The sequence below is a fragment of the Streptomyces hamibioticus genome, from assembly GCF_047946815.1.
Classification (GTDB): domain Bacteria; phylum Actinomycetota; class Actinomycetes; order Streptomycetales; family Streptomycetaceae; genus Streptomyces.
Map to the genome: position 1 here is coordinate 1,219,831 of NZ_JBKKQY010000001.1, position 15,845 is coordinate 1,235,675.

General features: G+C 73.3%; 11 protein-coding genes. All 11 read right to left on the reverse strand.

What is annotated here, in order from left to right; translation table 11 throughout:
* Positions 1–121 precede the first annotated feature (121 nt).
* The 11 genes from ACLGIH_RS05540 to ACLGIH_RS05590 all read right to left on the reverse strand — a co-directional run bounded on the left by ACLGIH_RS05540 (position 122) and on the right by ACLGIH_RS05590 (position 15,592).
* On the reverse strand, positions 122–1,114 hold the full coding sequence (locus tag ACLGIH_RS05540) for an SCO3242 family prenyltransferase (RefSeq protein WP_416529294.1): 993 nt from the start codon (positions 1,112–1,114) through the stop codon (positions 122–124).
* Positions 1,115–1,587: 473 nt separating this feature from the next.
* Positions 1,588–2,709, reverse strand: coding sequence for an inositol-3-phosphate synthase (locus ACLGIH_RS05545; protein ID WP_416524083.1), 1,122 nt, complete (start codon positions 2,707–2,709; stop codon positions 1,588–1,590).
* An 83-nt stretch (positions 2,710–2,792) separates the two neighbouring features.
* Positions 2,793–4,181 (reverse strand): ThuA domain-containing protein, encoded by a 1,389-nt coding sequence (locus ACLGIH_RS05550; RefSeq protein WP_416524084.1) that lies wholly within the window; start codon positions 4,179–4,181, stop codon positions 2,793–2,795.
* Positions 4,182–4,196: 15 nt separating this feature from the next.
* Positions 4,197–6,716 (reverse strand): PQQ-dependent sugar dehydrogenase, encoded by a 2,520-nt coding sequence (locus ACLGIH_RS05555; protein ID WP_416524085.1) that lies wholly within the window; start codon positions 6,714–6,716, stop codon positions 4,197–4,199.
* A gap of 85 nt (positions 6,717–6,801) precedes the next feature.
* The gene (locus ACLGIH_RS05560) at positions 6,802–7,800 is read right to left on the reverse strand and encodes a sugar phosphate isomerase/epimerase family protein (protein ID WP_416524086.1); all 999 of its coding nucleotides are present in this window, start codon (positions 7,798–7,800) and stop codon (positions 6,802–6,804) included.
* A gap of 15 nt (positions 7,801–7,815) precedes the next feature.
* A complete protein-coding gene (locus ACLGIH_RS05565) occupies positions 7,816–9,090 on the reverse strand; it encodes a Gfo/Idh/MocA family protein (RefSeq protein ID WP_416524087.1) in 1,275 nt (424 codons plus the stop codon).
* Between the two features lie 91 nt (positions 9,091–9,181).
* A complete protein-coding gene (locus ACLGIH_RS05570) occupies positions 9,182–10,237 on the reverse strand; it encodes a substrate-binding domain-containing protein (protein WP_416524088.1) in 1,056 nt (351 codons plus the stop codon).
* A 17-nt stretch (positions 10,238–10,254) separates the two neighbouring features.
* Positions 10,255–11,277: an ABC transporter permease gene (locus ACLGIH_RS05575; protein ID WP_416524089.1), complete on the reverse strand. Its 1,023-nt coding sequence runs from the start codon at positions 11,275–11,277 to the stop codon at positions 10,255–10,257.
* The gene (locus tag ACLGIH_RS05580; protein ID WP_416524090.1) at positions 11,274–12,791 is read right to left on the reverse strand and encodes a sugar ABC transporter ATP-binding protein; all 1,518 of its coding nucleotides are present in this window, start codon (positions 12,789–12,791) and stop codon (positions 11,274–11,276) included. The genes ACLGIH_RS05575 and ACLGIH_RS05580 overlap by 4 nt, the downstream gene beginning before the upstream one ends.
* A 212-nt stretch (positions 12,792–13,003) precedes the next feature.
* Complete coding sequence (locus ACLGIH_RS05585) at positions 13,004–14,185, reverse strand: ROK family transcriptional regulator (RefSeq protein WP_416529295.1); 1,182 nt, start codon at positions 14,183–14,185, stop codon at positions 13,004–13,006.
* Between the two features lie 468 nt (positions 14,186–14,653).
* Positions 14,654–15,592 carry a beta-ketoacyl-ACP synthase III gene (locus ACLGIH_RS05590; protein ID WP_416524091.1) on the reverse strand — a complete coding sequence of 313 codons (939 nt, stop codon included), beginning with the start codon at positions 15,590–15,592 and terminating at the stop codon, positions 14,654–14,656.
* Positions 15,593–15,845 lie beyond the last annotated feature (253 nt).

Genomic DNA, 15,845 nt, shown 5'->3' on the forward strand with positions numbered 1-15,845 from the left:
CTCGGTCCACCACGCGGACTCTCGCTCGGCTCACCGCTCAGCCTTCCGCTCCGCTCACCGTTGGGGCCCGCGCTCCGCTCGCCCCGCAGGTCCCGGCTCGGCACACCGTGGATGTCCCGGGTCACGTGATGTTCACCTTCCTCATGCTCGCCCTCCTCGCGAATCTCCGGCCGGCCAGGGCCAGGGACGTGATGAACAGGGACGTGACGGTCGCGCCGGAACGGGCGGTCAGGGCGGCCTGGAGGGGGATCGTGGCGCGGATGCCACCGCCGACGGCGCGTTGGGTGAGCGGGGGCGAGGGGTTGAGGGCGGCGTGGAAGTACGGGCGTGCGGCCGTGGCGGCGTAGGCCGCGCCGAGGGCGGTGGCGAGGGCGTCCGTGGACCGGCGGTCGCGGTCCACCGGGGTGGAGCCCGGCAGGCCGGGGGCGGCTGCTGCCCGCCGGCCTGCCGGGAGTCGGGTGCGGGGGTGGGTGACCAGCCGGGTCAGCGCTCCCGTCGTCGCGAGGGCCGCCAGCGGGGCCAGTGCGGAGCCGCCGCCGGTCTCCCGGCGGGAGACGGCCGTGACCGCGAGGGTGTGGGTGCCGAGCAGCGCGGCGGAGGGCAGCGCGGCGCGGGTGCCGCCGCCGGTGGCCGCGGCACCCAGGAGCAGGTCGAGGCCGCGGGCCGTGGCCATGGCCACGGGACCGGCGGGCGTGTGCTTCAGGGCGAGGTCGTAGGCCCAGACGGTCGCCGCCAGGGGCGCGGCCACCGCGAGCGCGGGTAGGCCCGCGCCGGCGGCCAGTGCCAGACCGGCGCCGGTGAGGCCACCGGCGGCCGCCAGGGCGGCGGCCGGGCGGATGCGGCCGGACGGCAGCGGCCGGTGCGGGCGTTCCGCGGCGTCCTCCGCGCGGTCCGCCCAGTCGTTGAGGGCCATGCCGGCCTCGTACAGGCACAGGGAGGAGCCGATGGCGAGCAGGGTGCGCGGCCCGGGGCGGGCACCGGCAGCCGCCGCGCCGGCCAGGGCGTCGCCGGGAACCGTGAACAGCGCGGGCAGCCGCAGCAGTTCGGCCCAGGCGGCGGCACGTTCGGCCCGGGAGGAGGCACGTTCGGCCAGGGGGGCCGCCGGTTCAGCCAGGGAGGCGGCCCGTTCAGCCAGGGAGGCGACCGGTCCAGCCAGGGAGGCGGCCCGTTCAGCCAGGGAGGCGGCCCGTTCAGCCAGGGAGGCGACCGGTCCAGCCAGGGAGGCGGCCCGTTCAGCCAGGGAGGCGACCGGTCCAGCCAGGGAGGCGGCCCGTTCAGCCAGGGAGGCGGCCCGTTCAGCCAGGGAGGCGACCGGTCCAGCCAGGGAGGCGGCCCGGTGTCTGTGGGACTGAGGGCTTGCGGCCTCGCCTCCCGTTCCGGCGCCCGTGCCACCCGGCGCCCCCGCGCCACCCGGCAGATCCTGTACGCCCGCGCCACCGGGCGCACCCTGCGCCCCCGGCCCACCGGCCGCCCCCCGCACGCCCGCGCCACCCGGCGCACTCTGCACGCCCGGGCCAGCCGGCACCCCCCGCGCTCCCCCCGGTGCTCCGGGCCGGTGCGGGCCCGGAGGCCGCGCCGTGCCGCCGCTCAACGGTCCGACCCCAGTCGCCGCGCGAAGCCCAGCAGCTCCGCGTACTGCTCGGCCAGGCCGGACGGGCCGTCGCCGACCGGATCCTTGAAGTAGAAGCCCAGCTCGCGCAGCGGGCCGGACAGGCCGCGCTCGTGGGCGCGGGCGGTCAGGCGGGCCAGGTCGAGGACCAGGGGGGCGGCGAGGGCGGAGTCGCAGCCCTGCCAGATGGTCTGGAGGACCATGCGCGCGCCGAGGAAGCCGTCGAAGGCGATGTGGTCCCAGGCCGTCTTCCAGTCGCCCAGCGCCGGGACGTCGTCGATGTGCACCTCGCCCTCGACGTGGGTGCCGAGGGTGTCGGCGAGGACGCGCTCCTTGCCGGCGTTCTTCGCCGCCGCGGCGGCCGGGTCGGCCAGTGCGGCGCCGTCGCCGCCGCCGAGCAGGTTGGTGCCGGACCAGGCGCGCACGGTCAGCGCGCGCTGCGCGAACATCGGGCCCAGCACCGAGCGCAGCAGCGTCTGGCCGGTCTTGCCGTCGCGGCCCGCGTACGGCAGGCCGCCGGCCGCCGCCGGAGTGGCCAGGGCCGGGTGGTGCAGGCCGGTCGACGGGGTGAAGTTGACGTACGGGCAGCCGGCGCGCAGGGCCGCCGCCGCGTACAGCGAGCTGGGCGGCAGCGTGCCACCGGTGGGGGCCGGTTCGGTGGAGGCCACGTTCACGACCACGGCCCGGTCCGCGCCCGACCGGCGTACGAAGTCCTGGATGTCCGCGGTGAACGCGGCGGCCAGCGCCTCCTCGTCGCGGCGGTCGCCGGGAAGCGGGCCGCCGGGGCGGATCTCCTCGTCGGCGGCGGCCAGTTCGGCCCGGACCGCCGTGGGGAGGCCGGGCGGCAGCACGCCGCCCGCGGCCAGCGCCTCCGCGCGCTTGGGCAGCGGGCAGTCGACGGTGTCGTGACCGCCGAAGACGAGGGAGGACAGGGGCGGCAGTCCGGCGTCGGCGAAGTCGGGGGTCTCGGTCACCATGCCGGCCGGCGGATGCAGTCCCGCGGTCACGGCGGCACAGCCCGCCACCACGGTGGTGGCGACGGAACCGCGGGCTCCGATCAGCCAGACCCCGGTACGGGGAGCGGAAGGGGACGCGGACATGGGCAGCCTCCTTGTCGAGCGCGTCGGGAACACACGTGGGGGAGACGGCGGGCGGGAGTCCGGCGTCTCCCGCCCGCCGCCGTTCAGTCGCCCTGCGGGGCCGTGGAGCCGGTCGCGGCGTCCGCGGGCAGTTCCTTGATCCGGACGTCGCGGAAGGACACCCGGTCCTCGGCTCCGTGGTTCTGGAGGCCGATGTGTCCGTCCGTCAGGCTCCGGGCCGGATCGGTGTTGGTGTAGTCGTTGATCAGCACCCCGTTGAGCCAGAGGCGCAGGCGTTCGCCCTCGACCCGGATCTCGTAGGTGTTCCACTCCCCCGGCGGGTTCAGCGCCCGGTCGCGGGCGTCGAGGTCGGCGGACTGGAAACCGTAGACGGAGCCGGTGGTGCGTTCGGGCACGTCGGTGGCGTCGATCTGGATCTCGTAGCCGTTGTGCACGGCCGACCACGGGTCGTCCGACGGCGGGAAGCCGACGAACACGCCCGAGTTGTCGTCTCCCGAGGGGCCGGCCATCCGCCAGTCGAGCTTCAGGGAGTACGACCCGAAGCCGCGGTCGGCGTACCAGAGCATGCCCATGCCTCCGGAGGAGGTGAGCGTGCCGTCGTCGCTCAGCTCGAAGGAGCCGGGGCCGGCCTGCCGCCAGCCGTCCAGCGAGGCCGGGGTGCCGTCGAACAGCGCCTCGTACCCGTTCTCCGGACGGCAGTCGGCGCGGGCGTCCCCGATGGCCCAGCGGATGCCGCCCAGCAGGTGCTGCCGGAAGGCGGGCTCGGCGAAGGACTCCTTGGTGTGGCCGCCTCCGGTGTAGAAGGCACGGCCGCCCCGGTAGTCCTGGCACCAGGCGATCGGGTGGTCGCCGTTCATGGTGCCGCCGGTGTACGACGACTCGTCGAGCGAGGCGAGGACGCGGGCCCGCTCCCGCGGGTTGGAGCGGTAGTTGTACCACTCGTCGGTGCGCTGCCACGCCCGTTCCAGCCCCGAGGTCGCCGGGTGGGCGTGGTCCTCGACGTTCACCGTGGCGGGCTGGATCGCCGGGTGGGACTCGAAGTAGGCCCCGGCCAGGCCGCCGTAGAACTCCCAGTCGTACTCGGTGTCGGCGGCGGCGTGGATGCCGACGTAGGCCCCGCCCTGGCGGATGTAGCGCTCGAAGGCGCGCTGCTGGCGGGCGTCGAGGACGTCGCCGGTGGTCGAGAGGAACACGACCGCGTCGTACCGCCGCAGGTTGCGTGCGGTGAACGCGCCCGCGTCCTCCGTGGCGTCGACGCGGAAGCCGCCCTCCTCGCCGAGCTGCTTCACGGCGGCGACGCCCTCGGGGATCGAGTCGTGCCGGAAGCCGGCCGTCTTGGAGAAGACCAGCACCCGTTTGCCGTCGTCCTTCCGCCCGCGGTCGTCGGCCTGCGAGGCGGCCGGTCCGGAGACGCAGCCGAGGAGCAGGGCGGCGCCCAGGACGGCGGTGGTCACTCGTGCGGTGGCCTGCATGGGGCCGTCACCTCCTCACTCGGTCGTGAAGACGAAGTCGTCGACGTCGTACAGGGCGCCCGTGCCGCTCCCCTTGAAGACCAGGTAGAGCGTGGTGGTGCCGCGCGGGGCCCGCGAGATGCCGGTCTCGACGTCCTGGAAGGTGTCCCAGCCGCCGGTGACCGGGACGGTCGCCGTGCCGAGCAGCCTGCCCCGGGGCGAGCCGGCGCGGATCTCCAGGGTGCCGCCCGCGCCCGCGGAGGAGACGCGCGCGGTGACCTTGGTGGCGTTGCTCAGGACGTACGGCGTGAAGGAGATCCAGTCGCCGTCGTGGATGTCACCGACGGTCTTGCCACCGTGCGCGGCCTCCTTGCTCATCACCGTGACGCCCGAGGAGTCGCCGAAGTGCTCGGCCTGCCGGTGCCGGGGCTGGGTGACGTTCTGGTCGTGCGTGGTGAGGGGGGCCTGGCCGCCGCCTCCGTTGTCGGTGTACTCGGCGTCGAAGACACCGAAGATGTTGGCGTTGGGGTCGTGGCCGCCGTCGGCGCTGGTCCGGATGGTGCCGGAGCAGCCGTTGGCCGAGGTGAGCGGGTGGCCGTGGGTGTCGTGGCCGAGGATGAAGCTGACCTTGACCTTGGAGCAGTCGATGCGCCGGCCGTCCTCGCGGTCGGTGACCCTCACCTTGAACGGGATGGCGTCGCCGAAGCTGAACAGCTGCCCGTCCCGGGGGAGTTCGAGCGTCACCTTCGGGGCGGTGTTGCCGACGACGATCTGCACGCTCGCACTGCCGGTGCGGCCCGAGGGGTCCTTCGCGGTCAGCGTCGCGGTGTAGGTGCCGTTCTTCGTGTAGCGGTGCGTCGGGTTGGCCCGCGTGGAGGTGGAGCCGTCGCCGAAGTCCCAGCTGTAGGTGAGGGTGTCGCCGTCCTGGTCGGTGGTGCCCGCGGAGGAGAACCTCACCCGCAGCGGGGCCTGGCCGGAGGTCGTGCTCGCGGCGGCCCGGGCGACCGGTGAGTGGCCGTCGGTGGCGTTCTCGATGCGGTACAGGGCGGAGTGCTCGTCGCCGCCGAACCAGGCGGTGCCGTAGTCGAGGACGTACAGCGCGCCGTCGGGGCCGAAGGCCATGTCCATCACCTGGGTGCCGGTCCAGGGGATGTCGTCGATCGACTGCACGGTGCCGTCGGCGTCGCTGGAGATCCGCTTGATCCAGCGGCGGCCGAACTCCCCGGCGAAGAAGTCGCCGTCGTAGGCCTCGGGGAACTTCACCGGCGAGTCCAGCTCGGGGTCGTAGTGGTAGACCGGGCCGCCCATCGGGGACTCGGAGCCGTCGCCGAACTCGGGCAGCGATCCGCCGTCGTAGGGGATCCAGGCGGGCTGGGCCGGGGGCAGGTCGGTGAGGCCGGTGTTGTTCGGGGAGGTGTTCTTCGGGGCGGCGCAGTCGAACGTCTCACCGGACTGGCCGGTGGCGAAGTCGTAGTCGACGTAGGCGTCGTTGTCACCGTGGCAGTAGGGCCATCCGTAGTTGCCGGGGCCGGTGACGCGGTCGAACTCGACCTGGCCGGCCGGTCCGCGGTTCGGGTTGGCGGTGCCGGCGTCGGGGCCGTAGTCGCCGACGTAGAGGATGCCGGTCTCCTTGTCGACGCTGAACCGGAAGGGGTTGCGGAAGCCCATCGCGTAGATCTCGGGCCGCGTCCTGTCGGTGCCGGGCGGGAAGAGGTTGCCCTCCGGGACGGAGTACGACCCGTCCTCGTGGACCTTGATGCGCAGGATCTTGCCCCGCAGGTCGTTGGTGTTGCCGGAGGTGCGCTGGGCGTCGAAGGCCGGGTTGCGGTTCGCCCGCTCGTCGATGGGCGTGTAGCCGTCCGACTGGAACGGGTTGGTGTCGTCGCCGGTGGACAGGTACAGGTTGCCCTCGGCGTCGAAGTCGATGTCGCCGCCGACGTGGCAGCACATGCCGCGGCTGGTCGGCACGTCGAGGATCTTCTTCTCGCTGGCGGTGTCGAGGGTGCCGTCCTCCTTCAGCACGAACCGGGAGAGCCGGTTGACGCCGTCGAAGGGTGCGAAGTCGGCCGGGGTGCCGGTCTCGGGGGCGTCGCCGACCGGGGTGTCCATCGGCGGGGCGTAGAAGAGGTAGATGAACCGGTTCTGCGCGAAGCCGGGGTCGACGCCGACGCCCTGGAGGCCCTCCTCGTCGTGGGAGTAGACGTCGAGCTTGCCGGCGAGCCTGGTGTTGCCGGCGGCGTCGGTGAGGCGCAGTTCGCCGTCGCGGGAGGTGTGCAGGACCGAGCGGTCCGGCAGCACGGCCAGCGACATGGGCTCGCCGACCTCCGGCTCACCCTTGGCCAGGGTGACCTGCTGGAAGTCCTCGGCGGAGACGGCCGCGGGCGCGGCGTCGGGGGCGTTGTCGGCCGCGCCGGCCTGGGGAGCGGCGAGGGTGAGGGAGGTGCCCGCCAGCAGCGCGCCGCTGAGCAGCGCGACGGACTGCCGCCAGGACAGGCGACGTCTGGGACGGGTGTCGAAGGTGCGGTCGGTGTAGTTGGTACGGACGTTCCCGTGCACTGATGCCTCCAGAATGGAGCCGGTTGTACGGGGTGGGGTGCGTACGCCGGGATGCGCCGTCATCCCGGAGAAATTTGCGGTGCGGTCAGTTGCCGAACGCCGCGTCGAAGGAGGCCGTCGGGGGCTCGAAGTCGAAGGCCTTCAGGCGGGTCAGGGCCTCGGGGGCGCCCTGGAGCCGGTCCATGCCGGCGTCCTCCCACTCCACGGAGACCGGGCCCTGGTAGCCGATGGAGCGCAGCATCCGGAAGACGTCCTCCCAGGGGACGTCGCCGTGGCCGGCGGAGACGAAGTCCCAGCCGCGGCGCGGGTCGCCCCAGGGCAGGTGGGAGCCGAGGCGGCCGTTGCGGCCGTCCAGCCGCTTGCGGGCCTCCTTGCAGTCGACGTGGTAGATGCGGTCGCGGAAGTCCCACAGGAAGCCGACCGGGTCGAGGTCCTGCCACACGAAGTGGGACGGGTCGAAGTTGAGGCCGAAGGCCGGCCGGTGGTCGACGGCCTCCAGGGCGCGCCGGGTGGTCCAGTAGTCGTAGGCGATCTCGCTGGGGTGGACCTCGTGGGCGAAGCGGACGCCCTCGGCGTCGAAGACGTCCAGGATCGGGTTCCAGCGGTCGGCGAAGTCCTGGTAGCCGCGCTCGATCATGGACTCGGGGGCGGGCGGGAACATGGCGACCAGGTGCCAGATGGCGGAGCCGGTGAACCCGATGACGGTGTCGACGCCGAACCGGGCGGCGGCCCGCGCGGTGTCCTTGATCTCGGCGGCGGCCCGCTGCCGTACGCCCTCGGCGTCGCCGTCGCCCCAGATCCGGGCGGGCAGGATGGCCTGGTGGCGTTCGTCGATGATGGCGTCGCAGACGGCCTGGCCGACGAGGTGGTTGGAGATGGCCCAGCACTTCAGGCCGTACTTCTCCAGCAGCTGGTGGCGCGAGTCGGCGTACGAGGGGTCGGCGAGCGCCTTGTCGACCTCGAAGTGGTCGCCCCAGCAGGCGAGTTCCAGGCCGTCGTAGCCGAAGTCGCGGGCCAGACGGCAGACCTCCTCCAGGGGCAGGTCCGCCCACTGGCCGGTGAACAGGGTGAAGTTGCGGGGCATCCGCTTCGGGCCTCCTCAGACGGCGTTCGACGTGACGGCGATCGGGGTGTAGACGGAGTTCTTCTCGGCGCTCTCCTCCACGGCGGCGAGCACGCGCTGCACCTGGAGACCGTCGGCGAAGGAGGGCTCGGGCCGGCTGCCCTCGGCGACCGTGTGGACGAGGTCGCGGGCCTGGTGGACGAAGGTGTGCTCGTAGCCGAGGCCGTGGCCCGGCGGCCACCAGCCCTCCAGGTAGGGGTGGTCGGGCTCGGTGACGAGGATGCGGCGGAACCCGGCGTGCTCGCCGGCCTCGGTGGCGTCGTGGTAGGCTAGTTCGTTGAGCCGCTCCAGGTCGAAGGAGAGGGAGCCGCGCTCGCCGTTGAGCTCGATGCGCAGGGCGTTCTTGCGGCCGGTGGCGTAGCGGGTGGCCTCGAAGGTGGCGAGCGCGCCGGAAGAGAAGCGGCCGGTGAAGACGGCGGCGTCGTCCACGGTGACCTCGCCGGTGGTGCCGTCGGCCGAGGAGGCGGACAGGCCCTGGGCGGCGCCGCCGGGCAGCGGACGCTCGCGGACGAAGGTCTCGGTGAGGGCGGAGACGCCGGCGAGGCGCTCGCCGGTCATGTACTGGGCGAGGTCGACGATGTGCGCGCCGAGGTCGCCGAGCGCGCCGGAGCCGGCCTGTTCCCGGCGCAGCCGCCAGGTCAGCGGTGCCTGCGGGTCGACCAGCCAGTCCTGGAGGTAGACCACCCGCACGTGCCGCAGCCTGCCGATGCGGCCCTGGGCGACCATCCGGCGGGCGAGCGCGGTGGCGGGCACCCGGCGGTAGTTGAAGCCGACCATGGCCACCTGCCCGCGGGCGGCGGCCTCGTCGGCGGCCCGGGTCATCGACTCCGCCTCGGCGACGGTGTTGGCCAGCGGCTTCTCGCACAGTACGTGCTTTCCGGCGGCCAGCGCGGCGAGCGCGATCTCGGCGTGGCTGTCGCCGGGGGTGCAGATGTCGACGAGGTCGACGTCGTCGCGTGCGATCAGGGCCCGCCAGTCGGTCTCGGCCGCCGCCCAGCCGTGCCGGTCGGCCGCGGCGCGGACGGCGTCGGCGTCCCGCCCGCAGATCGCGGCCAGCACAGGGGTGAGCGGCAGGTCGAAGACGCGGCCCGCGGTGCGCCAGCCCTGGGAGTGGGCGGCGCCCATGAAGGCGTAGCCCACCATGCCGATGCGCAGTGGCCGTGTGGTCGCGGATGCCCCCGTGGCCACGGTGCCGGCACCGGTGGCTGCTGACCGAGTCCCGGCCCCCTCGGGCTGCTGCGGTTGTCCCATGCGGATGTCCTCCTCGTCGTCGGTGCGCGGTGGGCGGTGCGCCCCGCCCCGTGAGCTGGTCAGGCCCGCGGGGCGGGCGCATCGGCGGGCCTCACTTGAAGCCGGTGGACATGTACTGGTCGACGTTGTCCTTGTCGACGACGGCCGAGTACAGGGTGATCGAGGCCGGGATCTCGTACTCGGCGAGTCCGCCGATGCCCTTGCCCTGGCCGAGGGCGCGGGCGAGGTCGATGGCGGAGGCGGCCATGGTCGGCGGGTAGAGGACCGTCGCCTTCAGCACGCCGTCGTCCCGCTTGATGGCCTGGAACGCGGAGAGCGCTCCCGCGCCGCCGACCATCAGGAAGTCGTCGCGGCCCGCCTGCTCGATGGCGCGCAGCGCGCCCACGCCCTGGTCGTCGTCGTGGTTCCACAGCGCGTCGAACCGCGACTGCGCCTGGAGCAGCTGGGCCATCTTGGCCTGCCCCGACTCGACGGTGAACTCGGCGGCCTGGCGGGCCACCTTCTTGATGTTCGGGTAGTTCTTCAGGGCGTCGTCGAAGCCCTGGGTGCGCTGCTTGGTCAGCTCCAGGTTGTCCAGTCCCGCCAGCTCCACGACGCGGGCGTTCGGCTTGTCCTTGAGCTTCTCGCCGATGTAGTGGCCGGCGTTGAGGCCCATGCCGTAGTTGTCGCCGCCGATCCAGCAGCGGTACGCCTGCGGGGAGTTGAAGACGCGGTCCAGGTTGACCACCGGGATGCCCGCCCGCATCGCCTTCAGCCCGACCTGGGTGAGCGCCTTGCCGTCGGCGGGCAGCACCACCAGGACGTCGACCTTCTTGTTGATGAGGGTCTCGATCTGGCCGATCTGCTGGGCGGTGTCGTTGGAGCCCTCGGTGACCTCGAGGGTGACGTCGGAGTACTTCTCGGCGCGGCCCTTGGCCTGGTCGTTGATGGCGTTGAGCCAGCCGTGGTCGGCGAGCGGGCCGGCGTAGCCGATGGTGACCTGCTTGCCGGGCTTGTCGTCGGCGGCGGGCTGGTCGTTGGCGGCGGGCTTGTCGTCGCCGTCGCCGGGCTCGTTGCTGGTGCACCCGGTGAGGAAGGCACCGGCGGACACGGCGGCGGCTCCGAAGAGCAGACCTCTGCGGCTCGCGATGGGCGTGTGCTCTGGCATGACGGTGAACCCTTTCCTCAGGTCGTGCTCGCGGTACGGCGCTGGACCAGCACGGCGGCGACGATGATCGCGCCCTTGGCGATCTGCTGGACGTCGCTCTGCAGGTTGTTCAGGGCGAAGATGTTGGTGATGGTGGTGAAGATCAGGACGCCGAGGACGGAGCCGACGATGGTGCCGCGGCCGCCGCTGAGCAGGGTCCCTCCGATGATCGCGGCGGCGATGGCGTCGAGTTCGTAGAGGTTGCCGTTGGTGTTCTGTCCGGAGCCGGACAGGACGATCAGCAGGAAGGCGGCGATGCCGCAGCACAGCCCGGACAGCAGGTAGAGGTAGAGCCGTTGGCGGCGGACGTCGATGCCGGCGAGCCGGGCGGCCTCGGCGTTGCCGCCGACGGCGACCGTGCGGCGGCCGAAGGTGGTGCGGTTGAGCACCAGCCAGCCGATGATCGTGACGGCCGCGAAGACCAGCACCAGCGGCGGGATGCCGAGTACGTAGGAGCTGCGCAGGCCGAGGTCCAGGACGCCGTCGACGGTGACGATCTGGGTGCGGCCGTCGGTGATCTGCAGGGCGAGGCCCCGGGCCGAGGCCAGCATGGCGAGCGTGGCGATGAACGGGACCATCGCACCGTAGGCGATGAGTACGCCGTTGACCAGACCGCAGCCGACCCCGACGACGACGGCCGTGAACAGGATGCCGAAGAACCCGTACTCCTGTGTCGCCACCGTCGTCGCCCACACCGAGGCGAGGGCGACGATCGCGCCGACGGACAGGTCGATGCCGCCGGAGATGATCACGAAGGTCATGCCGACGGTGACCACGCCGATGACGGACGCCTGGGTGAGGACGAGTTGCAGGTTGCGGGTGTCCAGGAACTGGTCGGGTTTGGTGATGCCGCCGATGATCACCAGGACGGCGAGCACGCCGAGCAGGGACAGGGTGCGGAGGTCGGCGCGGGCCGTCACGGCCCGCCAGGCGGGCGGCCCGTCCACCGGTGCCGCTTTTTTGCCGGTGCCGTCCCGGGGCGGGGACACGTGCTGCGTCATGACGCCGGGCTTCCTTCCATCACGAGGTCGAGTACGCGGTGTTCGTCGAGTTCGCGGGCGGGCGCCTCGTGCACGACGCGCCCTTCGCGCAGCACCAGCACGCGGTCGGCGAGGCCGAGCACCTCGGGCACCTCGCTGGAGACCAGCAGGACGGCGAGGCCCTCGTCGGCCAGGCGGCGGACCACCGCGTACAGCTCCGCGCGGGCGCCGACGTCGACGCCGCGGGTGGGTTCGTCGAGCAGCAGCACCCGGCAGCCGCGCAGCAGCCAGCGAGCCAGGACGGCCTTCTGCTGGTTGCCGCCGGACAGGGTGCGCACGGGCACGGACGGGTTGTCCGGCCGGAGCGACAGCTCGCGGGTCGCCGCCCGTGCCGCCCCCAGTTCGGCACCGCGGTCGATCCAGCCGCCGCGTGAGAAGCGGGACATGGAGGAGACCGACACGTTGCGGGTGACGGACTCCAGCATCAGCAGGGCCTGCGCCTTGCGTTCCTCCGGCGCGAGCCCGAGGCCGGCGCGGACGGCGGCCCGGACGCTGCCCGGCCTCAACGGGCGCCCGCCGACCAGGACCTGACCGGCCGTCGGTTTGCGGGCGCCGTAGACGGTCTCCAGGATCTCGGACCGTCCGGAGCCGACCAGCCCGGCCAGCCCCACGATCTCCCCGGGCCGCACCTGGAGGTCGAGCGGCTCGAACTCGCCGTCGCGGGCGAGGCCCTCGACGGTGAGGACGGGTTCGGCCCGCGGCGGTGAGGCGGGCCGCTCCGGGAAGACGTACTCGACGTTGCGGCCGGTCATCAGGGCCACGACCTCGCTGGTCGGCGTCGACTTCGCCGGGAGTCCGCGGGCGACGGCCCGGCCGTCCTTGAGGACGGTGACCCGGTCGCCGATGCGGCGGATCTCCTCCAGGCGGTGCGAGATGTAGACGACGGCCACGCCCTCGGCGGTGAGGTCGCCGACGATGCGGAAGAGGTTGTCGACCTCGTCCGGGTCGAGGGCGGCCGACGGCTCGTCCATCACGATGAGCCGTACGTCGTGGGACAGCGCCCGCGCCATGGACACGATCTGCTGCTGGGCCGCCGGCAACTGCCCCACCAGGCGCGCCGGATCGATCTCGGGGTGCCCGAGCCGTTTCAGGAGCCGCGCCGTGGATTCCCGGGCCGCGCCGGTGCGGACGACGAATCCGGCGGCGGTCGGCTCGTGGCCGAGGTGGACGTTCTCGGCGACCGACAGGTGCTCCACCAGGTCGAGTTCCTGGTAGATGGTGGCGATGCCGAGGCGCATGGCGGCGATGGGCGAGCGGAGGGTGACCGGATCGCCGCGCCAGTGGATGGTGCCCGTGTCGGGCTGATGGGCGCCGGCCAGGACCTTGATGAGCGTGGACTTGCCGGCGCCGTTCTGGCCGAGCAGGCAGTGCACCTCGCCGGCCTGGACGTCGAGGTCGACGCCGTCCAGGGCCCGGACTCCGGGGAACGACTTGGTGATGCCGGACATGGTGAGCAGGGGTGGTTCTGGTGCCATGTGAGGTCCCCTCGGCGGGCGTGCGGGCCGGTGTCAGGGCAGGGCGGAGCAGGGCAGGGTGGCGCGGAGCAGGGTGGCGCGGAGCGGGGTGGCGCGGGGCGGAGTGGAGCGGGGCGAGCGGAACAGGTCAGGGTGGCGCGGGGTGGTGCGTGGCAGGAGAAACGCGGGGCGGAGCAGTGCGCGGTGCTGACGGTGCCGTACGACTGTGTCGGTTACGCGGGCGAGAACAGGTGGTCGCTGATGAGCCGGGCCGCGCCGATGACTCCGGCGACGGGACCCAGCTCGCCCAGGACGATGGGCAGGTTGCCGGTCGCGAGCGGCAGCGACTGGCGGTAGACCTGGGTGCGGATCGCGGCGAGCAGGGTGTGGCCGAGGCCGGTCACCCCACCGCCGATCACCAGCAGGCCGGGATTGAAGAAGCTGACCAGGCCGGCGATGACCTGGCCGGTGCGGGTGCCGCCCTCCCGGATCAGCTCGAGGGCGGTGGCGTCTCCGGCGGCGGCCGCGGCGGCGACGTCGGCGGCGCTGAGTCCGCCGTTCGTCTCCAGGCGGCTCGCCAGCTCCGCCGACCGGCCCTGCTGGGCGGCCTCGGTGGCGTCGCGGGCCAGTGCCGCGCCGCTGAAGTGGGCCTCCAGACAGCCCCGGTTGCCGCAGGCGCACGGGCGGCCGTCGGGCACGGCCTGGATGTGCCCGATGTCGCCCGCGCTGCCCGTCGTGCCGCGGTAGACGCCACCGCCGACGACGATGCCGCAGCCGATGCCGGTGCCGATCTTGACGAAGAGGAAGTCGTGCACGGTGCGGGCGACGCCCGCGTGCTGCTCCCCCAGCGCCATCAGGTTCACGTCGTTGTCGACCATGACCGGGCAGCCGAGTTCCTGGCTGAGCGCCTCCCGCACGGGGAAGCCGTCCCAGCCCGGCATGATCGGCGGAGCCACCGGGACGCCCTCGGGGAAGCGGACCGGCCCCGGGACGCCGATGCCGGCGCCGTCGAAGCCCTCCGCGAGTCCCGAGGCCCTCAACTTCGCGGCCATGGACAGCACTTGCTCGAAGACCGCGACCGGTCCCTCGCGTACGTCCATGGGCTGGTTGATGTGCCCGAGGATCTCCAGCTCGGCGTTGGTGACGGCGACGTCGACCGAGGTCGCGCCGATGTCGACGCCGAGGAAGCGCAGTCCCGGGTTGAGCCGGATGTTGTGCGAGCGGCGCCCGCCGCGGGATGCGGCGAGTCCGTCGGCCACGACCAGCCCCGTCTCCAGCAGCCGGTCCACCTCCACGGCCAGCTTGGACCGGGAGAGGTCGACCTGGTCGCCCAGCTGGGCGCGGGAGTTGGGGCCGCCGTCACGCAGCAGCTTCAGCAGCCGGGCCTGATGGGCGTTCGCGGGTCGCGCCGTCATACGTCTCACGAGCCCCTCCCCGCCTCAACGGCCTGCGCGTGCCGGTCTCCGACCACTTCCGTGGCTTGCTTTCGGAGGGAACGTAGCAGTGAGCGCCGGGCGTGGGAAGAAGTCGCGCATGAATTGCCGCAGACTTTCTCCACTGACAGGACAAAGATGTACCGGGCCGGGGCTGGGGGCAGGGCCGGGGGCCGGGGGCCGGGGGCTGGGGCGGGGCAGGACAGGGCCCGGAGCAGGGTCGCGGGCTGGGGCCCGAGCAGAGATCGCGGACGAGGTCCTGGCCCGACTGCCCGGCGATGTCCGGAGAGGCCCCGGGCGAAGACCGGCGAAGGGTCCCGGGCGAAGACCGGCGCGAGGGTACCGGGCGAAGACCGGCGAAGGGTCCCGGGCGAAGACCGGCGCGAGGGTACCGGGCGGAGACCGGCGCAGGGTCGCGGCGGGTTCGTCGCCCGCCCGGCAGGGCCCCGCTCAGGGGCAGCGGACGACCTGTCCGGCGTACGACAGGTTCCCGCCGAAGCCGAAGAGGAGCACCGGGTCGCCGGAGCCGATCTCGCCGCGTTCCACGAGCTTGGACAGGGCGAGCGGGATGCTCGCGGCGGACGTGTTGCCGGACTCCACGACATCGCGCGCCACGACGGCGTTCACCGCGCCGATCCGCTCGGCGAGCGGCTCGATGATCCGCAGGTTGGCCTGGTGCAGGACGACCGCCGCGAGGTCCCCCGGCTGGAACCCGGCCCGTTCGCACGCCCGGAGCGCGATGGCCGGCAGCTGCGTGGTCGCCCAGCGGTAGACGCTCTGGCCCTCCTGCGCGAACCGCGGTGGCGTGCCCTCGATGCGCACGGCCCGCCCCATCTCGGGCACCGACCCCCACAGCACGGGTCCGATGCCCTGCTCGTCCGCGGCCTCCACGACGACGGCCCCCGCCCCGTCACCGACGAGCACGCAGGTGGTGCGGTCGGTCCAGTCGGTGACGTCGGACATCTTGTCGGCCCCGACCACCAGGGCCCGGATCGCCGCGCCCGCGCGGACGGCGTGGTCGGCGGTGGCCAGGGCGTGGGTGAAGCCTGCGCAGACGACGTTGAGGTCCAGCGCGGCGGGCTGCGGGATGCCGAGGCGGGCCGCGACGCGGGCGGCGGTGTTCGGGGAGCGGTCGACGGCGGTGGAGGTGGCGACCAGGACGTAGTCCACGTCCGCGGGCGCCAGCCCGGCCGACGCGAGCGCCTTCGCGGCGGCGTGGGCGGCCAGCTCGTCGACCGGCTCGTCGGGCCCGGCGACATGCCGGGTGCGGATGCCCACCCGGGACCTGATCCACTCGTCGCTCGTGTCGACCCTGGCCGCCAGCTCCTCGTTGGTGAGGATCCCGGCGGGCTGGTAGTGGCCGACGGCGGTGATGCGCGAGCCGTTCATGGGTGGGCTTCCCCCTAGGTGCCTCGGGTACGGGGTCCACCAGTCTGATCAGTGACCGACGGGTACGAGGGCAGGTGAAGTGACAGGAATCGGGCGCGGGGCTTGTCGGCTTCGATCAGCCACCGCCTCGGCACACGGCATCCCGACGGCACCCGGCACGCTCGACAGCAGGCCCGAGGCACCCTGGGCGGCAGCCCCGTGGCACCCTCGGTACCAAGGGCCGTTTGGGCTGCCAGCACGCACAGGACCGGGG

Bases quoted from the DNA above. Each gene is read 5' to 3' on its own strand.
- ACLGIH_RS05585 (WP_416529295.1), bottom strand. From the start codon at position 14,185: ATGACGGCGCGACCCGCGAACGCCCATCAGGCCCGGCTGCTGAAGCTG.
- ACLGIH_RS05565 (WP_416524087.1), bottom strand. From the start codon at position 9,090: ATGGGACAACCGCAGCAGCCCGAGGGGGCCGGGACTCGGTCAGCAGCC.
- ACLGIH_RS05590 (WP_416524091.1), bottom strand. From the start codon at position 15,592: ATGAACGGCTCGCGCATCACCGCCGTCGGCCACTACCAGCCCGCCGGG.
- ACLGIH_RS05560 (WP_416524086.1), bottom strand. From the start codon at position 7,800: ATGCCCCGCAACTTCACCCTGTTCACCGGCCAGTGGGCGGACCTGCCC.
- ACLGIH_RS05580 (WP_416524090.1), bottom strand. From the start codon at position 12,791: ATGGCACCAGAACCACCCCTGCTCACCATGTCCGGCATCACCAAGTCG.
- ACLGIH_RS05550 (WP_416524084.1), bottom strand. From the start codon at position 4,181: ATGCAGGCCACCGCACGAGTGACCACCGCCGTCCTGGGCGCCGCCCTG.
- ACLGIH_RS05570 (WP_416524088.1), bottom strand. From the start codon at position 10,237: ATGCCAGAGCACACGCCCATCGCGAGCCGCAGAGGTCTGCTCTTCGGA.
- ACLGIH_RS05545 (WP_416524083.1), bottom strand. From the start codon at position 2,709: ATGTCCGCGTCCCCTTCCGCTCCCCGTACCGGGGTCTGGCTGATCGGA.
- ACLGIH_RS05575 (WP_416524089.1), bottom strand. From the start codon at position 11,277: ATGACGCAGCACGTGTCCCCGCCCCGGGACGGCACCGGCAAAAAAGCG.